The organism is Azospirillum brasilense (assembly GCF_003349955.1).
In the GTDB taxonomy this organism is placed as follows: Bacteria; Pseudomonadota; Alphaproteobacteria; order Azospirillales; family Azospirillaceae; genus Azospirillum; species Azospirillum brasilense_B.
Map to the genome: position 1 here is coordinate 38,811 of NZ_QLKQ01000040.1, position 26,088 is coordinate 64,898.

At 69.7% G+C, this 26,088-nt stretch carries 21 protein-coding genes; 6 read left to right on the top strand and 15 right to left on the bottom strand.

Going from position 1 to position 26,088, the window contains the following annotated elements; all coding sequences use genetic code 11:
- Positions 1–166 precede the first annotated feature (166 nt).
- The 5 genes from DXK32_RS18135 to DXK32_RS18155 all read right to left on the bottom strand — a co-directional run bounded on the left by DXK32_RS18135 (position 167) and on the right by DXK32_RS18155 (position 5,672).
- Positions 167–1,351 (bottom strand): protein phosphatase CheZ, encoded by a 1,185-nt coding sequence (locus tag DXK32_RS18135; RefSeq protein ID WP_114859800.1) that lies wholly within the window; start codon positions 1,349–1,351, stop codon positions 167–169.
- A 3-nt stretch (positions 1,352–1,354) separates the two neighbouring features.
- Positions 1,355–1,720 carry a chemotaxis response regulator CheY gene (locus DXK32_RS18140; RefSeq protein ID WP_014241240.1) on the bottom strand — a complete coding sequence of 122 codons (366 nt, stop codon included), beginning with the start codon at positions 1,718–1,720 and terminating at the stop codon, positions 1,355–1,357.
- A 368-nt stretch (positions 1,721–2,088) separates the two neighbouring features.
- Positions 2,089–4,119: a M24 family metallopeptidase gene (locus DXK32_RS18145; protein ID WP_114859801.1), complete on the bottom strand. Its 2,031-nt coding sequence runs from the start codon at positions 4,117–4,119 to the stop codon at positions 2,089–2,091.
- A gap of 109 nt (positions 4,120–4,228) precedes the next feature.
- Positions 4,229–4,690 carry a TerB family tellurite resistance protein gene (locus tag DXK32_RS18150; protein ID WP_114859802.1) on the bottom strand — a complete coding sequence of 154 codons (462 nt, stop codon included), beginning with the start codon at positions 4,688–4,690 and terminating at the stop codon, positions 4,229–4,231.
- A 67-nt stretch (positions 4,691–4,757) separates the two neighbouring features.
- Complete coding sequence (locus DXK32_RS18155; RefSeq protein ID WP_114859803.1) at positions 4,758–5,672, bottom strand: 50S ribosomal protein L11 methyltransferase; 915 nt, start codon at positions 5,670–5,672, stop codon at positions 4,758–4,760.
- A gap of 319 nt (positions 5,673–5,991) precedes the next feature.
- On the opposite strand from DXK32_RS18155, the gene DXK32_RS18160 reads away from it, so the two are divergent.
- A complete protein-coding gene (locus DXK32_RS18160; protein WP_162801242.1) occupies positions 5,992–7,131 on the top strand; it encodes a PDZ domain-containing protein in 1,140 nt (379 codons plus the stop codon).
- 16 nt (positions 7,132–7,147) lie between these two features.
- Here the strand turns inward: DXK32_RS18160 and DXK32_RS18165 are convergent, their stop codons facing one another.
- Together DXK32_RS18165 and DXK32_RS18170 are read right to left on the bottom strand one after the other, a co-directional pair.
- Positions 7,148–8,344, bottom strand: a complete 1,197-nt coding sequence (locus DXK32_RS18165; protein WP_114859805.1) for a hypothetical protein — start codon at positions 8,342–8,344, stop codon at positions 7,148–7,150.
- Between the two features lie 136 nt (positions 8,345–8,480).
- Positions 8,481–10,823 carry an ATP-dependent helicase gene (locus DXK32_RS18170; RefSeq protein WP_114859806.1) on the bottom strand — a complete coding sequence of 781 codons (2,343 nt, stop codon included), beginning with the start codon at positions 10,821–10,823 and terminating at the stop codon, positions 8,481–8,483.
- 562 nt (positions 10,824–11,385) lie between these two features.
- Here DXK32_RS18170 and DXK32_RS18175 point away from each other — a divergent pair.
- Together DXK32_RS18175 and DXK32_RS18180 are read left to right on the top strand one after the other, a co-directional pair.
- On the top strand, positions 11,386–12,075 hold the full coding sequence (locus tag DXK32_RS18175; protein WP_114859807.1) for a LuxR C-terminal-related transcriptional regulator: 690 nt from the start codon (positions 11,386–11,388) through the stop codon (positions 12,073–12,075).
- 227 nt (positions 12,076–12,302) lie between these two features.
- On the top strand, positions 12,303–12,998 hold the full coding sequence (locus tag DXK32_RS18180) for a LuxR C-terminal-related transcriptional regulator (RefSeq protein WP_432612354.1): 696 nt from the start codon (positions 12,303–12,305) through the stop codon (positions 12,996–12,998).
- Positions 12,999–13,023: 25 nt separating this feature from the next.
- Here DXK32_RS18180 and DXK32_RS18185 read toward each other — a convergent pair whose 3' ends face one another.
- Positions 13,024–13,791 carry an alpha/beta fold hydrolase gene (locus DXK32_RS18185; RefSeq protein ID WP_114859808.1) on the bottom strand — a complete coding sequence of 256 codons (768 nt, stop codon included), beginning with the start codon at positions 13,789–13,791 and terminating at the stop codon, positions 13,024–13,026.
- A gap of 212 nt (positions 13,792–14,003) precedes the next feature.
- Positions 14,004–14,564 (bottom strand): hypothetical protein, encoded by a 561-nt coding sequence (locus DXK32_RS18190; RefSeq protein ID WP_114859809.1) that lies wholly within the window; start codon positions 14,562–14,564, stop codon positions 14,004–14,006.
- 232 nt (positions 14,565–14,796) lie between these two features.
- Between DXK32_RS18190 and DXK32_RS18195 the strand changes: the two genes are divergently transcribed.
- Positions 14,797–15,246: a YccF domain-containing protein gene (locus DXK32_RS18195; RefSeq protein WP_035675480.1), complete on the top strand. Its 450-nt coding sequence runs from the start codon at positions 14,797–14,799 to the stop codon at positions 15,244–15,246.
- On the opposite strand, the gene DXK32_RS18200 is transcribed toward DXK32_RS18195, so the two are convergent.
- Positions 15,240–16,397 carry a DUF3095 family protein gene (locus DXK32_RS18200; RefSeq protein ID WP_114859810.1) on the bottom strand — a complete coding sequence of 386 codons (1,158 nt, stop codon included), beginning with the start codon at positions 16,395–16,397 and terminating at the stop codon, positions 15,240–15,242. The two genes, DXK32_RS18195 and DXK32_RS18200, sit on opposite strands and share 7 nt — an antisense overlap.
- A 177-nt stretch (positions 16,398–16,574) precedes the next feature.
- Here DXK32_RS18200 and DXK32_RS18205 point away from each other — a divergent pair, with 177 nt between their 5' ends.
- On the top strand, positions 16,575–17,849 hold the full coding sequence (locus DXK32_RS18205; protein ID WP_114859811.1) for a hypothetical protein: 1,275 nt from the start codon (positions 16,575–16,577) through the stop codon (positions 17,847–17,849).
- A gap of 58 nt (positions 17,850–17,907) precedes the next feature.
- Here DXK32_RS18205 and DXK32_RS18210 read toward each other — a convergent pair whose 3' ends face one another.
- The gene (locus DXK32_RS18210) at positions 17,908–18,348 is read right to left on the bottom strand and encodes a CBS domain-containing protein (protein ID WP_162801244.1); all 441 of its coding nucleotides are present in this window, start codon (positions 18,346–18,348) and stop codon (positions 17,908–17,910) included.
- A gap of 435 nt (positions 18,349–18,783) precedes the next feature.
- Between DXK32_RS18210 and DXK32_RS18215 the strand changes: the two genes are divergently transcribed.
- Positions 18,784–19,140: a hypothetical protein gene (locus DXK32_RS18215; RefSeq protein ID WP_114859813.1), complete on the top strand. Its 357-nt coding sequence runs from the start codon at positions 18,784–18,786 to the stop codon at positions 19,138–19,140.
- 98 nt (positions 19,141–19,238) lie between these two features.
- Here the strand turns inward: DXK32_RS18215 and DXK32_RS18220 are convergent, their stop codons facing one another.
- The 4 genes from DXK32_RS18220 to DXK32_RS18235 all read right to left on the bottom strand — a co-directional run.
- Positions 19,239–20,447: an acetate/propionate family kinase gene (locus DXK32_RS18220; protein ID WP_114859814.1), complete on the bottom strand. Its 1,209-nt coding sequence runs from the start codon at positions 20,445–20,447 to the stop codon at positions 19,239–19,241.
- A 14-nt stretch (positions 20,448–20,461) separates the two neighbouring features.
- Positions 20,462–21,910, bottom strand: a complete 1,449-nt coding sequence (locus tag DXK32_RS18225) for a bifunctional enoyl-CoA hydratase/phosphate acetyltransferase (RefSeq protein ID WP_432612355.1) — start codon at positions 21,908–21,910, stop codon at positions 20,462–20,464.
- 604 nt (positions 21,911–22,514) lie between these two features.
- Positions 22,515–24,755 carry a CHASE domain-containing sensor histidine kinase gene (locus DXK32_RS18230; RefSeq protein WP_114859815.1) on the bottom strand — a complete coding sequence of 747 codons (2,241 nt, stop codon included), beginning with the start codon at positions 24,753–24,755 and terminating at the stop codon, positions 22,515–22,517.
- A 242-nt stretch (positions 24,756–24,997) separates the two neighbouring features.
- Positions 24,998–26,088 (bottom strand): ATP-binding response regulator (locus DXK32_RS18235; protein WP_114859822.1); only part of this gene is annotated, 1,091 nt, incomplete at its 5' end.

The following is a 26,088-nucleotide window of genomic DNA, read 5'->3' on the forward strand; positions in this document are numbered from 1 at the left end:
CATCCGCGCACGCCGGCCCGTCTGGTCAGGACTGCCCGCCAAGGCCGGCATCGACCCGGCGGGCGACGATCGTCATAGCAAACTTCAAGGTCCCAATGCGCCCGCCGTTTGGTGCGGCGGCAACTCTTCACAAATCCGACGCCGAACCGTCTTGTTGACCGTGAGGTCAGCCGAACAGGGCGTCGATGGCCGCCTGATCCAGCGGAGTCGGAGGCTCGTCCGCCGCGGGCGGCGGGGCGGCCGCCGGCTTGGCAGCCGGGGCCGGCTTCGGGGTGGGCTTTGCCGCCGTGGCCGGCTTCGGCACCGGCTTCTTGGCGGCAGGGGCCGGAGCCGGAGCGGGGGCCGGCGGAGCCGCGGCCGGGGCGGGAGCCGGACTGTCGAACAAGCTGTCGATGTCCGCCTGGCTGGCCTTGGCCGGAGCGGCAGGGGCCGGGCTGTCGAACAGGCTGTCGATGTCCGCCTGGCTGGCCTTGGCCGGAGCGGCCGGAGCGGGAACCGGGCTGTCGAACAGGCTGTCGATGTCGGCCTGACTCGCCTTGGCTCCGGTCTGGGCCGGGGCCGCCGGAGCGGGGGCCGGAGGCGGAGCGGGCGGCGGTTCGTGAGCCGGTGGCGGGGGCACCGCCATCGCCGGGCTGTCGAACATGCTGTCCACGTCGGCCTGGCTGACGCCGAGGCCGTCGAGCTGCGGGCCGTTCAGCAGATGGGCGTCCGGCCGGGTGTCCGTGTTGTCAGGCGCGACCTGGAGGCCGGCGAGCTTCTCGACGCCCCAGATGTTGATCATCGCGTTGACGCGCTGCTCGATGTAGCGCAGCGCGTTGACCACCTTGCTGGTGCGCTGGCCGGTCAGGTCCTGGAACGAGCAGGCGGTGAAGATGTTGGTCACCTCCCCCTCGATCTCGGAGCACAGGCCGGGGTCGGCGCCCTCCGCCTTCAGCTTGCCCGACAGGTCCATCAGCCGTTCGGCGGCGTTCAGGATCTCGAAGGACGCGCGTTCGGTGGAGATGACGATGGCGTCCAGCTCGTTGGTCGCCGAGGTGATCTTGTCGCCGCCGGCGTCGGGCGGACGCAGGGCTGCGACCTCGCGCCGCGCCTGCTCGATGGAGGCAGCCATCTCCATCAGCTCGCGCCGCAGCACCTCGACGTGCTTGGAGGCTTCCACCACCTCGCTCTGCTGATGCCAGGAGCTGCGGAACTCCAGCAGCATCTTGCGCACCTCCTCCGCCGCTGCCCCATGGGCCCGGCGGTGGAAGCGGCGCAGGAAGGCTCGCCCCTTGGTCGTGCGGGCGATCGCTTCCTCGATCTGGTCGAACTCTTCCTCGGAAAGCTGCGGAAGCTGATCCAACCCAACCACTCCTTACCCGCCGATGACGGCCTGGATCTTCTGCTTCAGGGTATCGGCGTTGAAAGGCTTGACGATGTAGTTGTTCACACCGGCCTGCTTGGCGGCGATCACGTTCTCGGTCTTGCTCTCGGCGGTGACCATGATGAACGGGGTCGAGGCGAGCTTGGCGTCGGCGCGGATCTCCTTGAGGAGCTGCAGGCCGGTCATCGGCTCCATGTTCCAGTCGGAAATGATGAGGCCGAACTTGCTCTCGCGCAGCTTCTGCAGGGCCGAGACGCCGTCGCCGGCCTCGTCGATGTCCGTGTAGCCGATCTGGGTCAGGAGGTTCCGCACGATGCGCCGCATGGTGGCGTAGTCATCGACGACAAGGATCTTCATCTACGCGTCTCCGCATTCTTCCGTTGCTAGGCCCCGGCCCGGCGTTCAGCCCGCCCGGCGCTGCATGGCGTGCGCCGGGGTCGGTCTGGTCCGACTGTGATGCCTTAAGTCTGCCGAAAAGTCATCCCTCACGGCCACAGTGACGTACGCCCGTAAATATCGGGTTACCAAGACCGCCGAATTTCGGCCGCTCCCCGAGGCGATGAGGCATCGCTTGAAGGCACGGACGCGCGTCCGGCGGCGGTCCGAACGGACATACCCCTGCGTCGGGTGGGGACCTTGCCAGATTTCACAGGCGAACGCACGGGCTGATTCTCGCGCGACACGCCTTCCACCCGCCGGCAATGCTCCATCCCGGACCATGTCCCTCAGTCGATGATCGGCGAGGTCGCCTGCCTCAGCCATTGCGCCACGGCGGCATCCCCCTCGCCCGCGAGCCGCGGCTCCAGCGCCTCGCGCACGTGGGTGTGATAGGCGTTCAGCCACGCGATCTCCGCCTGGGTCAGCAGCGCCGGCTCGACCAGATTGCGGTCGATGGGGGCCAGGGTCAGCACCTCGAACCCCAGCATGGGCCGTTCCGCCATGGGCAGGTCAAGCGGCTGGACGACGATCAGGTTCTCGATGCGGATGCCGTAGGCGCCGGTCTTGTAGTAGCCGGGCTCGTTGGACAGGATCATGCCCGGCTGCAGGGCCACGCTGTTCGGCACCTTGGAGATCCGCTGCGGCCCCTCGTGCACCGACAGGTAGCTGCCCACCCCGTGACCGGTGCCGTGGTCGTAGTCCAGCCCCAGCGACCACAGCGGCAGGCGGGCCAGCGTGTCGAGCTGCGACCCGGTGGTGCCGCGCGGGAATCGCGCCGTGCTGACGGCGATATGCCCCTTGAGGACCAGCGTGAAACGCTCGCGCATCTCCGGGGTCGGCGCGCCGATGGCGATGGTGCGCGTCACGTCGGTGGTGCCGTCCTGATACTGGGCGCCGCTGTCCAGAAGGAACAGGCTGCCCGGCTCCAGCCGGCGGTCGGTCGCCTCCGACACCCGGTAATGGACGATGGCGCCGTTCGGCCCCGCCCCGGAAATCGTGTCGAAGCTGAGGCCGCGGAAGCGGTCGTTGGCGCGGCGGAAGGCCAGCAGCCGGTCCGCCGCCGCGATCTCCGTCACCGTGCCCGACGGCGCCTCCTGCGACAGCCAGTGCAGGAAGCGGACGAGCGCCGCACCGTCGCGGGCGTGGGCGGCGCGGGTGCCGGCCAGCTCCGCCTCGTTCTTGCAGGCCTTGGGCAGGGCACAGGGGTCGGGGTCGCGCTCCAGCTTGGCGCCGGCCATGTGCAGCCGGTCGAAGATCCAGGCCGAGGTGCTGGCCGGGTCGGCCATCACCTTGCGCCCCTCGCGACCCAGCCCGTCGAGCGCGGTCCCCAGCTCGTCCGGGGCGCGCACGGCGACCTGGTTGCCGAGATGGGCCTCGACGCCCGGCGCCAGCTTGCGGCGGTCGATGAACAGATCGACCTGCGCGTCATCCTTCAGAATCGCGAAGGACAGCGGCAGCGGCGTGCAGGGCACGTCCGCGCCGCGCAGGTTGAGCAGCCACGCGATGGAGTCGGGCTGGGTCAGCACCACGGCGCCGATGCCGTTGCGCGCCAGGTCGCCGGCGATGCGGGCGCGCTTGTCGGCGGCGCTGTCCCCGGCAAAGAGAAGGTCCTGGGCGACCACCGGGGCCAAGGGGGGCGGCGGCTGGTCCGCCCACACGCGGTCCACCGGGTTGTCCGGGCAGGGCACCAGCGACAGGCCGATGCGCTCCATCTGCTGGCGGGTGCGCTCCACCCAGCCGGCGGTGTGCAGCCACGGGTCGTAGCCGAGCCGGCCGCCCTGCGGCAGCGCCTCCCCCACCCACTCGGTCAGTGGGTCGTCGACCAGATGCCGGTACTCGTAGAGATCGCCCGACACCTCCGTCTGGACCTGGAGGGTGTAGCGCCCGTCCACGAAGATGGCGGCGCGCTGCCGCCCGACGACGGCGTGGCCCGCCGATCCGGTGAAGCCGGTCAGCCAGGCGAGGCGCTGGGCGCGCGGCGGCACATACTCGCCCTGATGCTCGTCGCCGCGCGGCACGATGAAGCCGTCGAGGTCGGCGCGCGCCAGGACGCCGCGCAGGGCGGCGATGCGGGCGGCGTAATCCGGCGCCTCCGCGACGCGACCGTCAGCAAGGTCGGCCTTCAGGGCGCGGAGTTGCCCGGCGAGGTCCTCCGGGAGCCGCGCCCCGACGAGGACCAGCCAGCCGTCGGGCTCCTCCCCCTCCGGCGCGGCGAGCACCCCGGCGACGAGGCCGCGGATGTCCGCGGGGGTGTAGGGCAGGCCCGCCTGGGCCAGGAGCTGCGCCAGGGTTTCGTCGCCGCGGTAAGCGCTGGACACGGGGGCTGATCCTCATCCGGTGAAGCCGTCCGCGACAGGCTAGGCAGGGACGCCCCACCGCGCAAGCGCGGGAATGGGCATAGCCGCGCGACGGTCCCGGCGGGACGCCCTACAGCCCCGAATCGTCGGGCAGGCCCAGCCGCTCCAGCACGCGCTTGCGGGCGAGGCCGCGGTCGACGTCGGGAACGTGCAGCAGACCGCCGATGCGGCGCAGCAGGTTGGATTCCAGGTCGTTCAGCTCGCCGTCGGCGTAGGCGACCTCCCACAGCATCTCGATGATCCACAGCCGCTTGTCCGGCGGGCAGTGGTCGTTGATCACCGTGACGTAGCGGTAGTAGGGCGAGGCGCCCTCCGTGTCGAACACGGCGGCGGACAGCAGGTCCTGCGCCTCCTCCTCGCTCAGCTTGAAGTGGCGGCGGGTGACGTCGAGGATGCGCTCGCGCTCCGCCTGGGAAATGGTGTTGTCGGTGCGCGCGGCCTCGACCAGAAGGGCGGCGGCGGCGGCCTCCAGCCTGTGGCGGTCGTCGCCGGGGTCGTTCTCCTGGAACAGCGCCCTGATCCGGTTCAGCATCGGTCCTCCGCGGGTCGTCCATATGTCCGCAAGACATTGGCGGCGGGAGGACCGAAATCCAGGGGCGTCAGCCCTTTACGGCCGTCCGCTTCGGGCGCTTCACCACAAGGGTGGTCCATTCGCCGACCGGGATGCGCGCGACCAGATGCAGGCCCTGGGTGCGGTGCGCCTGGATGACGTGGCGCTCCTGCCGGTTCAGCAGGCCGGCCAGGATGGCGACACCGCCGCGCTGCAGATGGCGCTTGAGCTTCGGCGCCATGCGGGCCAGCGGGCGGGCCAGGATGTTGGCGGTGATCAGGCGGTAGGGCTTGTGCTTGCCCACGATGGCGGTGTGGTAGCCGTCGCCGCCCTGCGAGCGGATGCGCGCCTTCACCCCGTTGAGCGCGGCGTTGACGCGGGTGACGCGCACCGCCTCCGGGTCGATGTCCACGGCGGTGACGGGCACCCGCCAGCGCTTGGTCACCGCCAGAGCCAGGATGCCCGAACCGCAGCCCATGTCGAGCGCCCCGCCCCGGCCGGCGCGCGGCAGGCTCATCCGCCGGGCCAGCCGGTCCAGCGCCATCAGGCAGCCCTTGGTGGAGCCGTGCTCGCCGGTGCCGAAGGCGGTGGCGGCGTCGACCAGCAGCGGGATGCTGCCCGCCGGGACGATGCCCTCATGGTGGGAGCCGTGGACGAAGAAGCGCCCGGCCTGGATCGGCGGAAAGCCCTGGTAGCTGTGCGACACCCAGTCGATGAGCGGCAGCTCCTCGACGATCAGCTTCGGCTCGGGGATGCCCATGGCCTCGGCCAGAACGGCGACGCGGGCATTCAGCCGCGGCTCGTCCGGCTGCCCGTAGACCGTCGCCTCGACCAGCCAGTCGCCATGCTCCTCCAGCTCGAAGGTGGACACCGCGTCGGCATGGTCGCCAATCGCCTCGGCGAACGCGGGGGCGTGGGCTTCGGGAATGACGAGCGCGATGCGCCAGAGCTTGGAGGAGGACATGGGGAGGGTCGCCGATGATGGGGTGGTCGTTGTCTGGTGGGAGACTTAACCACAGAGACGCGGAGACACAAAGATTTCCTGCGGCCGGGACGTCCCGCGGTCGAGCGCGTTCGCCATCGCCGCACACGGTTGCCGCACCCGGAAACCGGTCGGCCACGCTGGATCGACCCCGGCATGCGACATTTTGGCCGACGAAAACACGTCACAGGCTTGCTGCCGCTTTTCTTACCACTTTTGAGCGGGCACACTGCACCCGGAGACAAGCGGGCCAGAGGCCCGCCAAAGGCTGTTTCGTGGGCACAGGGGGGAGACGGGCTTGATGCAGCGTGTTTGCAAAGCGGCCAGGGCATGGATGGCCGCGCTGGTGGCGGTTTCAGGGGCGGCGATGGTGTCGGGCTGCGCGCTCGATCCGGTCGGGCTGGCGATCGGGGCGATGAACGCGGCGAACATGCCATCGGAAGCGTCCCTGGTGGCCGATATGGTCCCCTCCTACCGGGGCACGGGCTGCCGAGCCCTGGCGTCGCTCCAGAAAGGCTACATCGACCAACTGCCCACGGTGGACCCGGCGTACCGCGAGGCGGTGGTGGTCAACATCAAGGCGGTGCGTCAAGTCATGGCGGAGCAGCGCTGTGAGGAGGGTGGCGGCACGGTGGCGGGTGCGGGCTCCGCACCGGCGACGACCGTCACCACCGGCCCCAATGGCATCGGCGGAGCGGTGGCCGGCACGGCCGCTCCCGCCGCGGCACCGGCGAGCGAACCGCAGGGGGCGATGGGAGCGGCTGTGGGTCCGTTGACACCCCATCTGACGCAGGCCTTGGGGCTGGAGTCGCCGCGCGGCCTGGTGGTGACGGCGCTGGTCCCGGGCAAGGCGGCCGAGCTGTCGGGCATCCGCGGCGGCGACGTGATCCTGGAGGTGCGCGGCGTCGCGGTGGATGATGTGATGCAGATGCGCCGCGTTCTGGGCGTGGTGCCCAGCGGGCAGAGCGTGCTGGTCAAGCTGTGGCGCGCCCGCGAGCCGCGCGAGCTGATCGTCGGCCCGATCATCAGCACGACCCCGGCCCTGCCGCCGGGTGCCGTGTACGCCGATGCGCCGGTCCTGCCGGCCGCGCCGGTGCGCGAACGCTTCTGCGTGGCCCAGATGACCGGTTCGGGCCTGTTCTCGAGCAGCGTGCACTCGCCGCTGTTCACGGTGCGCAACGACGGCAGCGAGGCGGAAAGCACCAAGCTGACGACGGCCTTTTGGGAGGCGGCGCGGAAGGCTCAACCCGGATACTGGCTGGCGCCGCACCCGCAGCCGACCTGCACCCGGGATTCGAAGGTCTGCACGTCGGTCAGCGCCGACTCCGACGTGCTGATGATGCTGTGCGAGACGGACCGCGGGAAGGGCGTGGAGATCTACGAAGCGCTGCGGCGGGACAAGCCGCGGACCGAAATGCCCTGGTCGCCGCCGGAGTCGTGAGGCGAAGCCGGCGGGGTCACCGCCCCGACAGCCGGTCCGCGATGTCGTGCATCCCCTGCTCGCGCAGGATGGCCTGACGGTGGCGGATGAGGCGGCGGGCCAGCGCCTTCTCCACCTCGGCGCCGCCGAGCAGGCGCCCCTGCGGATCGCGCAGGTGGGTGGCGAGATGGTCGGCCAGCAGCGCCTCCTTCTTCGGGTCGCGGCGGTCGAGCGGCTGGGTGCCGTTCAGCGAATGCTGGATGCGCTCCAGCAGGACGGCGCGGCAGCACGGCGCGCGCCCCTGGACGATCAGCGCCCCGACATGGGCGAGCAGCGGGCTGACCGGCTCGCTCTTCGGCTGCGGGTCGCGGCCCAGGATCAGGTCGGCCAGCGCGCACAGACCCAGGGCGAGGTTCGGCTGCGCACCGAGAAGCTCCTTCACCAGCTCGGCGGAGCCCAGCGCGTCGGCCATCACCCCGTCGAGCAGGGCGAGGTGGCGCGGCTCCACCTCCGGCCCGATCAGGTCGAGCAGCATCTCCAGCTTGCCGGCCAGCGAATTGCGGTCGGCCAGATGGACGGTGAGCTGGCTGAGGAAGGCGAAATCGTGCCCCTCCTCCCCCACCGCCATGACCAGGGCGCGGCTGGAGCGGGACAGGTCGGCGGGGTCGAAGGCCGGCAGGGCCTTGCGCTCCGCCTGGAAGTCCCGGACACGCGCCATCACCGCGTCGGCGAAGCCCCGCAGCTCGCGCGCCCGCGCCGGCACCGCGACGCCATGGCGGTCCGCGTGGTGGCGGGCCACCGCCTGGATCGCCGCGCCGAGCAGCAGGCCCTGCTCGTCGAGCTTGCGCAGGTAGGTCCAGGAATGAAGAAGCTCGGTCGGGGTGATGCGGAACTTGTCGAGGAAGGCGCGCAGCAGCCGCCCGGTGACCACCCGAGCCTCGAAACCGTAGAGATCGCCGGGGGCCGTGCAGTAGGGCGCGCCCTCCGCCGTGCCGCCCAGCGTCATGGGCTTGTCCTTCACCACCGGAACGGCCTTCTGGAAGATCACCGTCTCCAGCGACAGCCCGGCCAGCGTGCGGAACTTGAGGGCCTTGACCTCCTCCACCCCTCTGACGGCCAGCCAACTGCGGGCGGAGGCCAGGGCCCGGCGCTCCTCGTCGTAGGTCCCCTCGATGGTCCAGCGTCCCTCGCGGCGGATCTGGACCTCGAACGCGGTGCTGCTCTTGCCGAACACTGGGCGGGTTCCGTGACTGTGGGGACGCTGTCTGGACCCCACCAGTAGCCGAACGCCGCCGCCCGGCCTGTGACGATCGTCACCGCGGCGGGGCGCTGCGGCAATCGGTCACCCCGCCTTCAGCACCCCCTGATCCTCAGCCCGCCTTCTCCGCCGGCACCACGAAGCTGTCCATCACCTTCTTGCTGCCGGCCTGATCGAAGTCGATCTCCAGCTTGTCCTGGTCGACCGCCGTGACGGTGCCGTAGCCGAATTTCTGGTGGAACACCCGTGCGCCCTTCGGGAAGGGCGCGTTCGGACGCGCGCGGGGAGCGACCTGATAGGACCCGCTGTCCAGCGTGATGGTGCGCGGCGACGGGGGCTGCTGCCGGCCCGCCGCCTGCTGGCCGGCGCGGAAGGCGGCGTAGCTCGACGAATCGCGGAAGCTCCCTCCCCCGCCAAACGCCCCGCCCCCGGCGTTGCCGCCCGGATAAAGGCCGTTCGCCGCCTCGGCCTCGACGTCGCCGCCGGGGATCTCCTCGACGAAACGGGAGGGGATGGCGCTGACCCAGTTGCCGTAGAGCCGCCGGTTGGCGGCGTGGCTGATGTAGGCCCGCTTGCGCGCCCGGGTCAGACCGACATAGGCGAGGCGGCGCTCCTCCTCCAGCCCGGCGATGCCGGTCTCGTCCAGCGCGCGCTGGTTGGGGAACACGCCCTCCTCCCAGCCGGGCAGGAAGACCATGTCGAACTCCAGCCCCTTGGCGCCATGCAGGGTCATCACCGTGACCTGATCGACCCCGGCGGCCTCGGCGTTCTCCATGACCAGGGCGACGTGCTCCAGGAAGCCCGACAGGTTCTCGAACTCCGCCATGGCGGTGATAAGTTCCTTCAGGTTCTCCAGCCGGCCCGGCGCCTCGGGCGTCTTGTCCTCCTGCCACATGCGGGTGTAGCCGGATTCATCCAAAATCATCCGGGCCAGTTCGGTGTGCGGCATGGTCGCCGACAGGGTGCGCCAGCGGAAGAAGTCCTGAAGCAGGTTGCGCATCACCCCGCGCAGCTTGGGCTTCAGCTCGTCCGTCTCGGTCAGCGCCCAGCCGGCCTCGGTCAGCGGCATCCCGCGCGAGCGCGCCGCCTGATAGAGGCATTGCAGGGCCGCCGGCCCGACGCCGCGCTTGGGCACGTTGACGATGCGCTCGAAGGCCAGATCGTCGTCGGGGGAGTTGACGACGCGCAGATAGGCCATCGCGTCGCGGATCTCCTGCCGCTCGTAGAAGCGCGGGCCGCCGATCACCCGGTAGGGCAGGCCCAGCGTGATGAAGCGCTCTTCGAACTCGCGGGTCTGGAAGCCGGCGCGGACCAGCACGGCGATCTGGGCGAGCGAGACGCCCTGGCGCTGCAGCGCCTCGATCTCGTCGCCGACCCAGCGGGCCTCCTCCTCGCCGTCCCAGACGCCGCGCACGCGCACCGGCTCGCCGCCGTCCGCCTGGGTCCACAGCGTCTTGCCGAGCCGCCCCTTGTTGTTGGCGATCAGGCCGGAGGCCGCCGACAGGATGTGCCCGGTGGAGCGGTAGTTCTGCTCCAGCTTCACCACCTTGGCGCCGGGGAAGTCGGCCTCGAAGCGCAGGATGTTGCCGATCTCGGCGCCACGCCAGGCGTAGATCGACTGGTCCTCGTCGCCGACGCAGCAGATGTTCTTGTGGGCCTGCGAGAGGATGCGCAGCCACAGATACTGGGCGACGTTGGTGTCCTGGTACTCGTCGACCAGGATGTACTTGAACTTGCGGTGGTATTCCGCCAGCACGTCCGGGTGCTTCTGGAACAGCGTGATGTTGTGCAGCAGCAGGTCGCCGAAGTCGCAGGCGTTCAGCGTGCGCAGCCGCTCCTGATAGGCGCGGTAGAGCGCCACCACGCGCCCGCCGGCCACGTCACCGCCGTCGCCCTCGTTCAGCCGGTCCGGGGTCAGGCCGCGGTCCTTCCAGCGCTCGATCACGCCCAGCACCTGCCGCGCCGGCCACTTCTTGGAATCGACGTTCGCCGCCTCCAGAAGCTGCTTGATCAGGCGGATCTGGTCGTCGGTGTCGAGGATGGTGAAATTGGACTTCAACCCCACCAGCTCGGCGTGGCGGCGCAGGATGCGCGCGGCCAGGGCGTGGAAGGTGCCCAGCCACCAGCCCTCCGGCTCGATCCCCACCAGATGGGCGACGCGCTCGCGCATCTCGCGGGCGGCCTTGTTGGTGAAGGTCACCGCCAGGATCTGGAAGGCGGCGGCGCGGCGCGTCATCAGCAGATGGGCCAGCCGGGTGGTCAGCACCCGCGTCTTGCCGGTGCCGGCGCCGGCCAGAACCAGAACCGGGCCGTCCAGAGCCTCCACCGCCTCGCGCTGAACGGGGTTCAGCCCGTCCAGATAGGCGAAGCGCTGGACCGGCGCGGGGGCCGGGGCGCCCGCGTGGCTGAGGGGATCATGGCCCAGCGGGTCGTCGTAGGCGTAGGGATCGGACATGCGGCACCGGATTTCCTGGGCGGGCTCCCCCGCGGCCGGGAGACGCCCTTCTTCGAAAGAGGACACCGTATATAGCACGCCCCCCGGCGCATCGAACCCCTTCCCTTGACGGAACGGCCGGAGCGCTCCGCCAATGGGCATGGACCTAGGCCCATGGGCAGAGATGGACGCGACCCGCACTATGTCCGACACCATAGCGCTTGTCTTATCACAATCGCCCGAAGTCACATCGGCCATAGGATCCCAAGAATCACCCGCAGTCACAGACAAATCACAGGCTGAACCGAATTCAGGACCGATTGATTATTCCACGTGGGACATTCGTGAGCGGTTCCTTGAACGGTTTGTCTTATTTCGGCTTAGGGCATATGCCCATTGCGAGACATAATTTTTCCTTTGGGGAAATTTTCTGTTCCGCAAATCCGGGGTAATGTCCAATCAGATCGTGGCACCCCGGAACCAAACGGACAGCCGCGGAGAGCGGCCCTCCCCCCGGACCGGATGTCCACGGAGGCGCCAGACGAACGACCGAATTGAAACAAACAGAGGGCGGGTAGGAACAATGGACCCCGTGAACGTTTTCCTGATCGACGCGAACAAGCTCTTCCGCGAAGGCATGAAGCGTCTGTTCGAGAACACGCCCTTCAAGGTGATGGGCGAGGCGGGCACCCTGCGCGAGGGCGTCCCCGCGGTCGAGGCGGCGGGCACCCAGCCCGATCTGGTCCTCATCGACCTCATCAACGGCGGCGAGGACGAGGCCGACCAGCTCCGCGCCCTGCGCGACGGCCACCCCGGCATCCGCGTCGTCATCCTGACCACCGACCTGTGCACCCGCCGCCTGTCGGGGGCGCTCGGCGCCGGCGCCCACGGCTATCTGATGAAGGACATCGCCTGCGAAGCGCTGATGCAGTCGCTGAAGCTGGTGATGATGGGCGAGAAGGTGTTCCCCACCCACCTCGCCGAGCTTCTGATCAACGGCCGCAGCGACGAGCTGGCGACCGAGGTCCCGGCCCGCCGCAAGGGCCTGTCCCAGCGCGAGATCCAGATCCTGCGCTGCCTGCTGAACGGCAACTCCAACAAGATGATCGCCAACCACCTCCACATCACGGAGGCCACGGTGAAGGTCCATCTGAAGAGCCTGCTGCGCAAGATCAACGCCTCCAACCGCACCCAGGCGGCCATCTGGGCGCTCAACAACGGCATCGGCGACCAGCCGGCGGAAGCCGCCGGGGTCAGCGCCAACGTGGTCTGATCCATCGTCCTGCGTCTTGCGGTTCTGCCTTCCCGGCACCGACAACGCCGGCCGCGCCATCCCGCGGCCGGCGTTGTCGCGTCCGGATCACCCGTTTTGGGTGTGGTGACACGCCATAAGTGGTGCGCCATAGGACCAAAGGCCCTCTTCCGCCCCGAAATGATGATGGCTATTTCGGCAATACGTTCCGAATTTGGTTGGATCGCAGCCCCGACACGATGAGCATCATGGAATACAGCGCGGAAAAGCCGACCCTGAACGTTCTGCTTGCCGACGACCACCTGCTGTTCCGGGACGGGCTGCGGCGTCTGCTCGCCCAGTCGGACGACAGCATGGTGTTTCACGAGGCCGGGACGTTCGACGACGTCCGCCGCCTGTGCGACGGCGCCATCGCCTTCGACCTGATTCTCCTGGATCTCGGGATGCCGGGATGGAACGGCTTCTCCCTGCTCGGCGAGATCCACCAGCGGCTGCCCAAGGCGCTGCTGGTCGTGGTGTCGGGATCGGAGAAGCGGTCGGACCTTCTGGCCGCGCTGGAGAACGGCGCCGCCGGCTTCATTCCGAAGTCGAGCAGCGCGAAGGTGCTGATGGGCGCCCTGCAACTCGTGCTGGCCGGCGGCGTCTATCTGCCGGAACAGGCGATCCGCGGCGACCACCGGATGGCCGCCGACAGCGCCCCGCAATCCGGCAACGGCGCGGGCGATTGCGATCCGCTGGGCCCCCTGGCCGACGGAGCGGGCGACCAATTGACCCCGCGCCAGCGCGACGTTCTGAACCGCCTGCGCGACGGCAAGTCCAACAAGCAGATCGCCCATGAGCTGGGCCTGACCGAAGGCACCGTGAAGGTGCATGTCACCGCGATCCTGCGCCAGCTCGGCGTCCGCAACCGCACCCAGGCGGCGATCACCGCGAACGGCTTCTGACCGGACGCCCTGAGACTCGTTGCTCTCAGGCCCCTCCCCGCTCCACCGAGGCGACCAACGCGGCCAAGGCGCCGCGGATCGCCGACTCGTGCTTGGCGGGCAGAACCTGCTGGCCGGGGACGGTCACCACGGTCAGGTTGCGGCAGCCGGTCAGGCGCTGTTCCAGAAAGGACGCGCCCGGCACGCCGTCCGGCCCATCCTTGCCCTGCACCAAGGTGACCGGCACGCGGACCGCGTCGAGCATGGGGCCCATGGCCTGAAGCTCCGCCGCGCTGTCGCGGGCGACCGGCGGCAGGATGCGGGCGGCGATGCGTCGGAACACGCCCGGCCGGACCGCCTCTCCGGCCATCGGGTCGATCAGCAAAAGACCGCCGACCAGCTCGGGGAAATCCAGCACCGCCCGCAACGCCACCGAAACGCCGCTGCCGCAGCCGATGAGAAGCGGCTTGCGCGAGCGGCGGAGCGCCAGAAGCGGACGCAGCGCCGCCGCCGGCACGCCCGGGTCGCCGCGCAGGCGGGAGGCGCCGTTGATCGGCGCCGGATCGGGACGCGGCACGGCCACCCACTCCTGCCCCGCCGGAACGGCGCGCAGCAGGCGGGTCCAGGCCCGGGATTCGCTGGACGCCGCGTGGACCAGGATGATGCGCCGTCCGGCGGGATCGCCGGCGACGACGCAGCCCGGCCCCACCTCCCGCGATGCGCCGCAGCGTGCGGTTGGCGCCTCGCCGGGCGACGACGGCACGATGCCGAACGCGGCTCCGGCGGGCCGCCCGGCGCTGCTGTGTATGGTCAAGGCTCCGCTCCCCGATTCCCGAACATGGTGCGGAGATCGTCTCCGCCGATTGACAGGGAGCCTAATGGAGGGTTCGCGGCCTTGTCCCGTACCATAAAAAGGCCCGAAATGGCGCGAACGGTGGCCGTAAATCCCGAAAATCGCAGGTTTTTACCCCAATTGTTGTGCAGTTCCGCGATCGCCCGCGGAATCCGCACAAGAATTGGGGACGCTCAGTGGATGGTGTTGCCGTCGGGCAGCGCCTCGACCGGACGGTCGTCGCGCGGTTCGGACGGACGGTGCAGTTCGCGCATCAGATCCCGCCAGTCCGGCGACCCGCCGAGCTGCTGGATCAACTGCGTGGAGAAGGCGAAGACGGCCATCTCCAGCGGTCCGTTGTCCTCGGCGTGGGCGTTGACGGTCAGGCAGGATTCCGCGGCACTGACGAAGATGGCCGACGCGATGGCCACCCCCGGTCCCGGCGCGGGCAGCGGCACCGGCGCCGGGGCGGACCCGGTGGTGCGCAGGGCCGACAGGTTTTCCACCAGCAGGCGCGTGCGGATGGCGGTGTCGATCGCCGCCCCCATGGTGTAGCCGGCCTCCGATTCCGCCGCGGAGCGCAGCAGGCGCAAGCCCGCGATCACCCCGTGGGTGACGTCGGCGGTTCCGGCGCGCTTGGCCGCCGCGGCGATGGCGGTGCCAAGGATGGCGGTGACCACCGGCGCCATGCTTTCGGCGTCGTCGCCCATGACGGCAGCGTCGGTGGACTCGTCGTGGTTCTGGACCTCGTTCATGCGGCCTCCGATCCGGTGATACCCTGGATGGCGTGCGGCGCGGACCCCGGTTCCCTGCGGAACCGCTTTTTGCTCAAAGGTCCCTCTTTCGATCTGTGGCCTTTCCGGAGGGCATTCAAGCCGCCGGAAGCCGGGAGGGGGTGAATCTTTCGATGCGCCACTTTCGCCGATCCCTCCTCTGGGCGAAGCCACCCACCATCCCCACATGTGCGGGCAAAAGGAGAAACACCCGATGCCCTTCCTCAGCCTTCTTCTCAACATCCTGTGGGTGGTGACCGGCGGCATCTGGATGGCCGCCGGATGGCTCTTCGCGGCCATCCTGATGGTCATCACCATCGTCGGCATCCCGTGGGCGCGGTCGGCCTTCACGATCGCCTGGTACACCCTGTTGCCCTTTGGACAAACCGCCGTCCGCCGGGATGAGTTCCGTGGCCGCGAGGACATCGGCACCGGCCTGCTCGGCACGCTGGGCAACATCCTGTGGTTCGTGCTGGCCGGCTGGTGGCTGGCGCTCGGCCATCTGGTGGCCGCGGTCGGCCTCGCCATCACCATCATCGGCCTGCCCTTCGCCTGGGCGCATCTGAAGCTCGCCCTGCTGGCCCTGTGGCCGGTCGGCACCGAGATCGTGACGGTGGACGAGGCGGAATCCCGCCGCCGCCTGCTCGGACGCGGGGCTTACTGAACAGACGGCTCCTGTCCGGCCATCCGCTTCAGCATGACCGAGGCCCGCCAGAAGCCGAGTTCCGCCCCATCGACGAAATGGACGTGCCGGTCGGCGGCGAGGTCGCCGACCAGGCAGGTCACCGTGGAGGCCGCCGCCCGCGCCGTGCCGTAGCGGATGCGCCCGGCCGCCGCGTGGTCGGCCAGCATGGCCTCGATGGCCTCCGCCTCCGCCTCCGTGACGTCGAGGACGAGGCGCGGCCCGCCCGCCGACTTGCGGAAGTCCGACCGCTCCGCCATGCCGCGGCGGTAGCGGTCCGGGTCGAAGCCGGCCAGCCGCCAGCCACCCCCCAGCGTCGCGGCGAGCAGCGCGGATTTCCCGAGAAGCGACAGGACGCAGCCCAGCCGCCGCCCGCGCGGGCGCGTCCGCGCCTCCAGCCACAGCGACCGCCAGGAAGGCGGCCAGCGCACCGCCAGCCGTTCCCCCATGCCGAGCGGCGCCGCCGTGGCCGTCGGCACGATCCGCTCGATGTCGGCCTGGACGCGGGCCAGCACCGACAGCCCAGGACCGCCGCCGGACAGCGGGTCGACGATCACGCACAGGATCACGCCGCGCCCGCTGTTCACCGGGTTCCAGCGGCAGGACACGCTCTCCAACCCGGTCAGCGGGCCCAGCCGCGGTTCCAGCCGCCAGCGCGGATCGGCCTTCACCCAGGCGTCCGCCGCGGCGACCCCGCGCCCCAGGAACAGGCCGAAGGCGTCGCCGTTGCCGAAGTCCTGCAGGGCGACCAGCACTTCCAGCCCCTCGTCGAGAAGCGCCCGCACCGGGACGAGGCCGACCCGCAGCGGCACGTCCATCTCCGTCGTCGCCCAATGGGCGAGCGCCGCCAGCGCCTGCTCCGCCGCCGCCCGGCGGCCCGGCGGAACCGCGGCGATGGCGCCGTCCCCGCCGAACTGGCAGGCGGGGAGCTGCTCCGGTTCCCGCACCGCCTCCGACAGGACGGCGACCACCGCGGCCGCCACGAAATTCACGTCGCGGTGCCGCCCCTCACCGGCCAGGCGGGTGCTCGCCACCACGTCGGCGACGGCCAGCGACCAGTCGCCGTCCAGCGCCGCGTAATGGGCGGGGTCGGCGGCTTCGGCGGTGAAATCGTGGATGGACGGCAGAGACATCGCCTTCCTCGCGCCAGGAGGTTCCGGGGACGGGCCGCGCCAGTCTACCCCCAGTCACGCCCCCTGTGAATCGCTCCCGCGCCGCACCCCCGAACCCATCCGCAATGGACCCATCCCGGATTGTCGGTCCGACCCGTCCGGCCCATCGTTCCGCCGTCCAATCCGGGGAGGAACGCCATGGGATTCGCAAGCGACTGGAAATCCGCCAAGACGGCTTTTGAAACTGCCACCGGCAAGAAGAAGCCGAGCGCCAAATTCATGGGCGTCTTCCACAAGTCCGGGCTGGAGGACGTGACCAAGGCGCTCGACGGCGCGCTGGGCAAGAGCGACGCCAAGGCGCTGGAGAAGGCGCTGCTCGACTATGTGAAGAGCGCCACCGCCTATCAGACGACGCTGGAGAAGTCGGCCAAGGCCGAGGGCGTCGCGACCATCGCGGCGGAGCTGAAGAAGCTCGGGCAGGCGCTGGACGACATCGGGCGCCGCGCCGGCGTGGCCGTCAACGAGCGCATCGCCGAGATGCGCGAGGACGCCGAGGCCGAGAAGGCCAAGGAGATCGAGGAGCAGGGCAAGGCCGCCCGCGCCATCGCCGACAAGGTCGCGGTGCAGATCGACGGGCTGCTGAAGACCACCAACGCCGACGTCAAGCTGCTCGACCAGGCCGCCGCCAACGCCGACCTCGCGCTGCGCAACGTGCTGGAGGCGCAGGGGGCGGGCAACGCCAAGGAGGCGAAGTCCCAGGCCGCCGCGGTCCAGACCGCCGCCAAGGCCGTGGACACCCAGGCCAAGAAGATCGCCGCGACCGCCGCGCAGGCCGCCAAGCTGTTCTCCCAGGGCAAGGCCGCCGTCGCCAAGATGAAGCTCGACCCCAAGCAGCATGGCGGGCGCGACCCGGCCCAGGGGGCCTTCGACCGGGCCGACGGCATCGTCATGAAGCTGGACCAGATCAAGGACGAGGCCGCCGAGGCCGCCGTCGAGGCGGCCGGCACCGTCAAGGAGGCCGCCCAGGCGCTGAAGGGCGCCCTGGACCTGCGCGCCACCTATCTGGCGAGTTGCCGCAAGCTGGCCAAGCGGGCGCAGGACGCCGACTCCCTCTATGACACCGTCGCCCGCGACGTCGGCGGGCAGGCCGACCGCGCGCAGCAGGAGCAGATGGTCGCCGAGGAGGCGGCGGACGACAAGCGCGCGGCCTCGATCAAGACGGCGACCTTCTACATCACGCAGGTGCGCCAGCAGGCCGCCCAGGCGAAGAAGGAGATCCTCGCCGCCGCCAACGAGATCACCAGCACCCGCAAGTCTTTCCCGTCCATGGTCTCCGACAAGGACCCCGAGTTCGGCCCGCTGCTCGCCGGGGCGAAGGTGTCCCTGGACGGGCTGAAGGAGTCGCACGCCGCCCTGGTCAAGGCCGAGACCAAGATCGACAAGGTCGAGACCGCCCTGAAGAAGTTGGGCTGACGGGACCGTCCGGCACCTCCCGCGCCGCCCGGACGGGCGCGGGAGGCGTCGGGCGGCGTCACATCATGACTTCGGTCAGGCTGTCCATCATCTCCCGTTCGTGCTCGATCAGCATCAGCTCCTCGCCCAGGAAGTCGCGCATGGACAGGACGCCGATGACGCGGCCGTCGCGGACGACCGGCAGGTGGCGCAGGCCATGGTCGGCCATCCGGCGCAACGCCTCGCCCACCGTGATGTCGTGGGCCGCGGTGACCGGGCACGGGGTCATCACCTCCGACAGCCGGGTCTGATCCGGGTCCAGCCCGTCGGCCACCACGCGGTCGGTCAGGTCGCGCTCCGTGAAGATGCCTTCGATCTGTTCGTCGATGGAGGCGGTGACCACGACGGACGCCACATGGGCGGCCTTCATCTGCCGCGCGGCATCCCGCACCGACGCTCCCGCCGGAAGGCTGACCACGCGGCGGCGGTTCAACAGATCCCCGATGTTGCGATGCATCATGGCTTTCCTCCTCCAAGTGCGGATGTTTCGGAAGACCACGGCGGCTGTTTTCGTTGGTCGGACCGCCGCGCCGTGCCGCGCCGTCGGCTCTTGCCTCCTTTCGCTCTTCATTTGCGGGTGCAAAAAAATTCCGCACCTGCGAAATGCCGAAACGGGCGAAGTCTGTCCACAGACCTTTTCATCAAGTGTTGAAAAAGGTAATCACTTTGCCGTCACTTGACGAGCAGAGCCGCCGCAAAGCAACGTCATGGTTGCCATGACGGCGCAACATGCGACAAAACCACTCACCATTGGCCGATGGTGATGGTAGTGGCATGAAAAATCAGACCTTCGGCGTCGGTGAGCCATCCTTAACCATTATTAAAGGAAATAGGTCCGAAACTCCGGACAATTGCAGTTCTGTCACGATGTTGTCTGGAAAGGGCCTGGACCGCCATGTCGTGGTTGTCGAAATTGAGCGGGCGAGGCAAATCCACCGCGGCTTCCGCGCCATCCGCCAAGGAACGCCCCACCGATCCCCCGATCATCCGGATCGACAGTCACGAGTATGTGCCGGAAGAATTCGTCCTCGGGTCTTTCCGCATACGCCCCTATGACGGGGACTTGATCGCCAAGCAACAGTTCGACTTCCGCATCCTCTTCCGACTTGGCGAGGAACATTCGGATTTCGCCTGCCGGGGCGTCGTCGTGAAGATGGACGAGCAGGCCGGTCTGGTCGCCCGCTTCCACCAGCCGCCGCCGCTTCACACGCGCAAGTTGATCGACTACCTCAAGCTTTGGAAAGGCCTGTAGAAAGCAGGCGTCCCCTCCGGCAAAACGAAGGCCCGCCGTCGCAAACGGCGGGCCTTCTTGATTCAATCTTGATTCAATGGCACCGAAAAAGGCGCCCGTCAGACCGTCTCCAGCGCCTTGCGGCTGTGCAGGGCGATCATCTGCTCCTCGTCGGTCGGGATGACGTAGACGGGGATGCGGCTGGTCGGGGCGGAGATCAGCGGACCGTTGGCCTCGTTGGCCGCCGGGTCGAGGACCACGCCGAGCCAGGCCAGCTTGTCGCCCACCCGCGCCCGCACCGGGGCGGAGCGCTCGCCGATGCCGGCGGTGAAGACCAGAGCGTCGATGCCGCCCATGGACGCGGCGAGCGCGCCCGTCTCCTTGGCGATGCGGAAGCAGAACAGCTCCACCGCCTCCTCGGCGTGCGGGTCCGCGCTGTCCAGCAGGGCGCGCATGTCGTTGGACAGGCCCGACACGCCGAGCAGACCCGACTTGTTGTAGAGCAGCTTCTCGATGGCGTCGGCGCCCATGCCCTTCTGGCGCATCAGGTAGATCAGCACGCCGGGGTCGATGTTGCCGCAGCGGGTGCCCATGGGCAGCCCGTCCAGCGCGGTGAAGCCCATGGTGCTGTCCACGCTGCGCCCGGCGTGGATGGCGCACATGCTGGCGCCGCTGCCGAGATGGGCCACGACCACACGGCCGTCGGCCAGCTCGGGCGCCAGCTCCGGCAGGCGGCGGGCGATGTACTCGTAGGACAGGCCGTGGAAGCCGTAGCGGCGCACCCCCTCGTCGGTCAGCTCGCGCGGGATGGCGAACATCTGCGACTGCCAGGGTTGGCCGCGGTGGAAGGCGGTGTCGAAGCAGGCGACCTGCGGCAACTCCGGATGGGCCTCGGCCAGCGCGCGGATGGCGGCGAGGTTGTGCGGCTGGTGCAGCGGCGCCAGGGGGATGAAGCCCTCCAGCTCCTCCATCACCGCCGGGGTCAGCAGCACCGGGGCGGCGTGGCGGGTGCCGCCGTGCACGACGCGATGGCCGGCGGCCAGCAGCTTCGCCCCATCCAGCCGCCCTTCGATCCACTCCAGCAGGAAGCCCAGCAGGGCGGTGCGGTCGGACGGCTCGTCGGCCGCCCAGACCCGCTCGGCCAGCGGAGTCTTGGCGGCGTCCTTGGCCTCGAACCTCGGCTCGGTGCCGATGCCGGAGATCTGGCCGTTGATGGTCACCCGCAGCCCCCCCGCCCCGCTTTCCCGGAAGACCGAGAATTTCAGGCTGGAGGAGCCGGCGTTGATGACCAGGATGGCGTTGCCGCCACCCGCGTTCTGGCTGCTCATGACGGTCGCCCCTCTCACTCGGCCGCCGCAGCGCCGCGGCGGCGGGCGGCGGCGGCCAGGACGGCCACGGCGCAGGACGCCAGACGGGTGCGCACGTTGTCGGCGCGGCTGGTCAGGATGATCGGCACGCGGGCGCCCAGAACGATGCCGGCGGCGTCGGAGTTGGCCAGGAAGGAGAGCTGCTTGGCCAGCATGTTGCCGGCCTCCAGGTCGGGCACCAGCAGGATGTCGGCCTGGCCGGCGACCTCGGACACGATGCCCTTGGTGCGGGCGGCTTCCAGGCTGATGGCGTTGTCGAAGGCCAGCGGGCCGTCGAGGATGCCGCCCTTGATCTGGCCGCGGTCGGCCATCTTGCACAGCGCCGCCGCCTCCAGCGTCGAGGCGATCTTCGGGTTGACCGTCTCGACCGCCGACAGGATGGCGACGCGCGGCGTCTCGACGCCCAGCACCTTGGCGAGGTCGATGGCGTTCTGGACGATGTGGACCTTGTCCTCCAGCGTCGGGTAGATGTTGATCGCCGCGTCGGTGATCAGCAACGCCCGCGGGTAGGTCGGCACGTTCATCACGAAGACGTGGCTGATGCGGCGGCTGGTGCGCAGGCCGGTCTCCTTGCGGACGACCTCGGCCATCAGCTCGTCGGTGTGCAGGCTGCCCTTCATCACCGCCTCGCACTCGCCGGAGCGGGCCAGCCGGACGCCGGTCTCGGCCGAGGCGTGGGAATGCGCCACGTCAACGATGCGGTAGCGGCTGATGTCCAGCCCGTGCGCCTCGGCGACCGACTTGATCTTGGAGGCCGGACCGACCAGCACCGGGTCGATCAGGTTGGCCTCGGCGGCCTCGACCGCGCCCTTCAGCGAGCTTTCGTCGCAGGGATGGACGACGGCGGTCGGCACCGGGGGCAGCGATTCCGTCTTGCCCAGCAGCTCGTCATGGCCGTCGTGGCGGATGACCTGGACCTGGGGCAGCTCGTGCGCCGCGCGGCGGACCTTGCGGGTCGGCGCGATCACCTCGGCGAGGCCGGAGACGACCTCCTTGCCGTCCTGGTTGCGGGCCACGCAATCGAAGACGACGATGTTCTTCTCGGCGTGCTTCTCCTTGGCGGTGACCGTCACGGTGATGACGTCGCCCAGGCCCACCGGGCGCTTGAAGCGCAGATCCTGGCCCATGTAGATCGTGCCCGGCCCCGGCAGCAGCGTGCCGAGAACGGCGGAGATCAGCGAGCCCGACCACATGCCGTGGCCGATCACCTTGTGGAACTGGCTGTCCGCCGCATACTCCTCGTCGAGATGCGCCGGGTTGATGTCGCCGGACACCGTGGCGAACAGCTCGATGTCGGACATGGTCAGACGCCGCGACAGGCTCGCCTGCTGGCCGATCTGGATTTCCTCGAAGGTGACGTTCTCGATCATGGCTGAGCCGTTCTTGCCGAAGTCGGGGGTGGCGGGCGCGGTAACACGGTCCATTGGAGAAGCTCCTCAATCGGATAGCGGCTCGGAATCGCGAGATCCCCGGGCCGAATCCTCCCGGCCTGCGGATCGCCCTGTCGTCCGCGGCCTTTTTGTTGGACCCCCGGGTCGGCCGGCCCGGGAAGGGCCGCCCGCCAGGGGCCGGTTCGGGGTGCCTTGAATAACGCGGCACCGTGAAAGAGATGTGACAGGGTGGCGCATTTCGCGGTTCCGTTGCGGTGCAACAATGTCGCACCCCCCGGTCGCCGCCGGTCCCACCGTCCTGCCGCATTCCGCGCCGTCCGTCTTCGACGACCGGCGGAAATGTCGTTCCGTTCCGGTCTTACGACGGCCCAAGGTCTCACCCCATGACCTATGTCAAGCGGTTGGAAGACGAAATCCGTTTACTTCCCGTCACCACAATCCGCTCACGCAGCATTGTATCACTGAGCAGGCGCAGCATGGCAAGACCTTGCGCGCGGAGACGCAAGATTGACGGATCGTTGAGATTTTCGTGAAAAGGCGGAGAAGGCGCCCGACCATCCCCGACGATTCCGCAGCGCACACGCACGCCGCACGCATGGCAGGGCGCGCATGGCAAGGGTAGCAAAGCCGGACTGGCTCAGGCGCTCGCCACCGACGTGGTGGGCTCCTCGGGCAACGGGTGATGGCGATCGCCGACCATCAGCACGGCAATGGAGAAGACCGTGCCCTTGCCGACCCGCGACCGGACATCGACCTGATGGCCGAGGATCTGCGCGGTGCGCCGGACGATCGACAGCCCGAGCCCCAGCCCGCGCCCGCTGTCCCGCTGATCGGTGCCGCAGCGGTAGAAATCGTCGAAGATCAGCTTGAGCTGGTCGGCGGGAATGCCCGGCCCGGTGTCCCACACCTCGACCAGCGCGTGGCCGTCGCGGTGTCGGCAGCCCAGAAGGATCGTTCCGGTCCCGGCGTAGCGCAGGGCGTTGACCAGCAGGTTGCGCACCATGCGCTCCAGCAGCACCGGATCGCTGAGCACAAGGGCCGAGGTCGGGACCATCCGCAGCACCATGCCCTTGCTGGCCGCCTGCTCCGCGAACTCGCGATTCAGCCGGTTGGCGATGTCCTGGAGCGGGAAGACGGTGGGGCGCGGTTTGACGTTGCCGGCCTCCAGCGCGGATGTGTCGAGCAGCGTGTTGAGCAGCGTGTTGCCGGCGGCGATCGCCTCCCCCAGCTTGTCGGCCACCTCAAGCTGCTTGGCGTCGGACAGGCGGGCGGACAGGATATGGTGGAAGAGGCTCATCGCCTGGAAGGGCTGGCGCAGGTCGTGGCTGGCCGCGGCGAGGAAGCGCGACTTGGCCCGGTTGGCCCGCTCCGCCTCGGCGTGGGCCTCGGCCAGCGCCTCGCGGATGCGCACCCCGTCGGAGATGTCAATGGCGGCGCAGATCACGCCCGACACCGCCCCGAACTCGTCCCGCAACGGCTCGACGATCAGGTCGAACACCTGCTCCGGACCGGGGCCCGCCCCGATGCGGACCTCCTGCCGGGCGCCGATGCCGGTGTCCAGCACGGCCCGTTTCACCGCATCCAGCCGCACCGCGTCATCCGGCGCGTGAATGCCGGCGTTGGTCCGCCCGATGAAGTTCTCCGCCGCCCGCCCGGTCTGCGGGTTGTACATCCACATGTAGCGCAGGTTGCGGTCCAGACTGAACACGGCGACCCGCGAATGGCGCAGCGCCATGCGGAAGCGCTCCTCGCTCTCGCGCAGCGCGCGGGCCATGGCGGCACGGGCGCGGGCCTCGGTCACCAGGAGTCGCTTGGCCTGTGCCTCGCGCCGGGTGTAGCCGGCCAGCGCCCCGGTCAGCAGAAGCCCCATCACCAGGACGATCCAGGCCGGATAATCCACCGACGCCAGACCCGGCTGGGGCGGAATCGCCAACGCCAGCGTCCAGCGCCGCCCGCCGATCACCAGATCGCGTTCGACCACCGTGTCGCCGTCCTTGCGGATGTCGCGGAAGGGAACGCCTTCCCGGCTCGCGGATGGAGCGTCGAGGTCGCGGGACGCCAGGATCCGCCCGCCATCCTGCGCCGGCCCGTCGAGGAGATGCACGGCCCCGTGCAGATCGTTCACGCGGTTGCCCGCTTCCTCCAGCAGGCGGGCGATGCCGAAGACCGAGGCGACGTAACCGGCGACCTCCGCGCAACGGTCGGCTCCGTCCAGTTCGTCCACGGGATAGCGGTAAACGGGGAGATACAGGCCGATGCTGCGACCGGCTTCGCCCCGCGGACGCGGCGGCAGGGCCTCCGTCGCCGCCAGTTCGCCCGAGGCGCAGGCCCGCGCCAGCACCTCCGCCCGGTTGGGCAGGGACAGGATGTTGATCCCTTGCCCGAAGGCGCCGCCCCGCTCCGGCTCCATCAGCGTGTTGACGAACAGATCCCCCTGGTGGGATGCCGGGATGCCGCCGGCGGCGGCATCGCCCGTCTCCTCCGCATCCTGGACGGTGAAGTCCCGCCGTCCGGCGGCCCTCATCTCCGCCTCCAGCGCGGGAACCTCCCTCGGCGACACCCGGCGCACCCAGGCGACCGACCACAGGCCGGGATAGAGGGGCATCATCGGGCGGACCGCCGCCGCAAAAGCGTCGCGGGTGGCCGGACGGGGGTCCGAAAAGGCCGAGCGCAGCGTGCGGAGCAGCAAGACGTGGCTGCCGATCCGCTCCGTGAGCGCGTCGTGGAACTGGACGAACTCGCGCTCGCGCTGCGCGCGCTCGTCCTCCCGGTTGGCGGCGCGCATCTGGAAAAAGGCGCCCAGAGTCAGCGTCAGGCCCGCGGCGACAAGCACCGGAACCGCAAACGAGACGCGCCTCCTTCTGTCCAGCAGCGGCATGCCACCCGTTCCCAACGGCCATCACCGAAATCGTCGGATCATCCGACTATAGCAAGCGGCCCCACGCCTCGATAATGGAAAAGCCATTATCCTCCCAAATGGATAGTCTGCTCCAGCGAGGAGAAGGAGGAAGCCGACTATTGATTGTCGTTTGCAGCGGGATTGCGCGCCCATTTCGATGTCAATTCTGCAATACAGAGCCCGCGAAGGCACTGCCGCCGTGAAAGCGACCCGAAACCTTCTCAGGACTTCAGCCGCTCACGGCCGAGAAGCCGCGCCACCGCCCCCCGCAGGGCCATCGGCGCCACCGGCTTGTGCAGCAGCGGGTAGCCGGACAGCCGCGCCTCGCGCAGGCGCATCGGGTCGGTGTCGCCGGTGAGGATCAGCCCGGGCAGCGTGGCGTCGAGCGCCTTGCCGATCTGGCGGATGGCGACGATCCCGTTCACCGCCCCCTTCAACCGCAGGTCTGAGATGACGAGGTCGGGCGGCTGCGGGCCCGGCCCCAACCGCTCCAGCGCGGCATCCACCGAGTCCGCGGCGACCACCGCGCACCCCCATTGGCCGAGCAGCGCGCCCAGCGCCTCCAGCACCATCGGGTCGTCCTCGATGACCAGCACGCGGGCGCGGCTGACGTCCGCACCGGGAGCGGGAGCGGCGGCATCGACGGGGCCGGGTTCCGCGACGGGCGGCGGTTCGTCCGCGCCGTCCGCCGCCTGCGGCACCAGAACCGCCAGCATCGTGCCGCGGCCCGGCGTCGAATCGATCTCCAGCCGGTGCCCCAGCCGCCGCGCCAGCCCGCAGGCGAGCCGCAGGCCGAGGTCGATCACCGATGGATCGCCCGCCCCGCCCGGACGTTGGAACTCCTGCCGCAGGGCCAGCCGTTGATCGGGCTGCAGCCCGCGACCGGTGGACCACAGCTCGATCCGCAGATCCGCCCCCTGCCGGCGGCAACCCAGCACGACCCGCCCCCGCTCGGTATGGCGCAGCGTGCTGGCGACGAACCCCTGGAGAATGCGCTCCAGTAGCGAGGCGTCGGTGGCGACCCGGACCGAGCAGGGCAGCACCGAAAAGCGCAGCCCCCGCCCGTCGAAGCGCGGGGCCGCGTCCAGCGCGATCCGCGTCAGGATACCGTTGACCACGGGCGCGCCGATGTCGGGCTGCACCAGACCGGCTTCCAGCCGCACGAGGTCGAAATGCCCGTCCACCATTCCCCGCAGCGATTCCACCGCGTTGCCCATGGCGTTCAGCAGGTCGCGCGCCGCCGGGTCGTTGAAGACGCCGGAGCGCCCCGTCGCGCTCTTCCCGCCGCCGCCCACGGCCCCGGCCCCGGCCC

Excerpts from the sequence above, each read along its gene's own strand:
- DXK32_RS18140 (WP_014241240.1), bottom strand. The coding sequence starts at position 1,720 with ATGAAGATCCTTGTCGTCGATGACTACGCCACCATGCGGCGCATCGTG.
- DXK32_RS18150 (WP_114859802.1), bottom strand. The coding sequence starts at position 4,690 with ATGCTGAACCGGATCAGGGCGCTGTTCCAGGAGAACGACCCCGGCGAC.
- DXK32_RS18155 (WP_114859803.1), bottom strand. The coding sequence starts at position 5,672 with ATGTCCTCCTCCAAGCTCTGGCGCATCGCGCTCGTCATTCCCGAAGCC.
- DXK32_RS18160 (WP_162801242.1), top strand. The coding sequence starts at position 5,992 with ATGCAGCGTGTTTGCAAAGCGGCCAGGGCATGGATGGCCGCGCTGGTG.
- DXK32_RS18170 (WP_114859806.1), bottom strand. The coding sequence starts at position 10,823 with ATGTCCGATCCCTACGCCTACGACGACCCGCTGGGCCATGATCCCCTC.
- DXK32_RS18175 (WP_114859807.1), top strand. The coding sequence starts at position 11,386 with ATGGACCCCGTGAACGTTTTCCTGATCGACGCGAACAAGCTCTTCCGC.
- DXK32_RS18180 (WP_432612354.1), top strand. The coding sequence starts at position 12,303 with ATGGAATACAGCGCGGAAAAGCCGACCCTGAACGTTCTGCTTGCCGAC.
- DXK32_RS18190 (WP_114859809.1), bottom strand. The coding sequence starts at position 14,564 with ATGAACGAGGTCCAGAACCACGACGAGTCCACCGACGCTGCCGTCATG.
- DXK32_RS18195 (WP_035675480.1), top strand. The coding sequence starts at position 14,797 with ATGCCCTTCCTCAGCCTTCTTCTCAACATCCTGTGGGTGGTGACCGGC.
- DXK32_RS18200 (WP_114859810.1), bottom strand. The coding sequence starts at position 16,397 with ATGTCTCTGCCGTCCATCCACGATTTCACCGCCGAAGCCGCCGACCCC.
- DXK32_RS18205 (WP_114859811.1), top strand. The coding sequence starts at position 16,575 with ATGGGATTCGCAAGCGACTGGAAATCCGCCAAGACGGCTTTTGAAACT.
- DXK32_RS18210 (WP_162801244.1), bottom strand. The coding sequence starts at position 18,348 with ATGATGCATCGCAACATCGGGGATCTGTTGAACCGCCGCCGCGTGGTC.
- DXK32_RS18215 (WP_114859813.1), top strand. The coding sequence starts at position 18,784 with ATGTCGTGGTTGTCGAAATTGAGCGGGCGAGGCAAATCCACCGCGGCT.
- DXK32_RS18220 (WP_114859814.1), bottom strand. The coding sequence starts at position 20,447 with ATGAGCAGCCAGAACGCGGGTGGCGGCAACGCCATCCTGGTCATCAAC.
- DXK32_RS18225 (WP_432612355.1), bottom strand. The coding sequence starts at position 21,910 with ATGGACCGTGTTACCGCGCCCGCCACCCCCGACTTCGGCAAGAACGGC.
- DXK32_RS18230 (WP_114859815.1), bottom strand. The coding sequence starts at position 24,755 with ATGCCGCTGCTGGACAGAAGGAGGCGCGTCTCGTTTGCGGTTCCGGTG.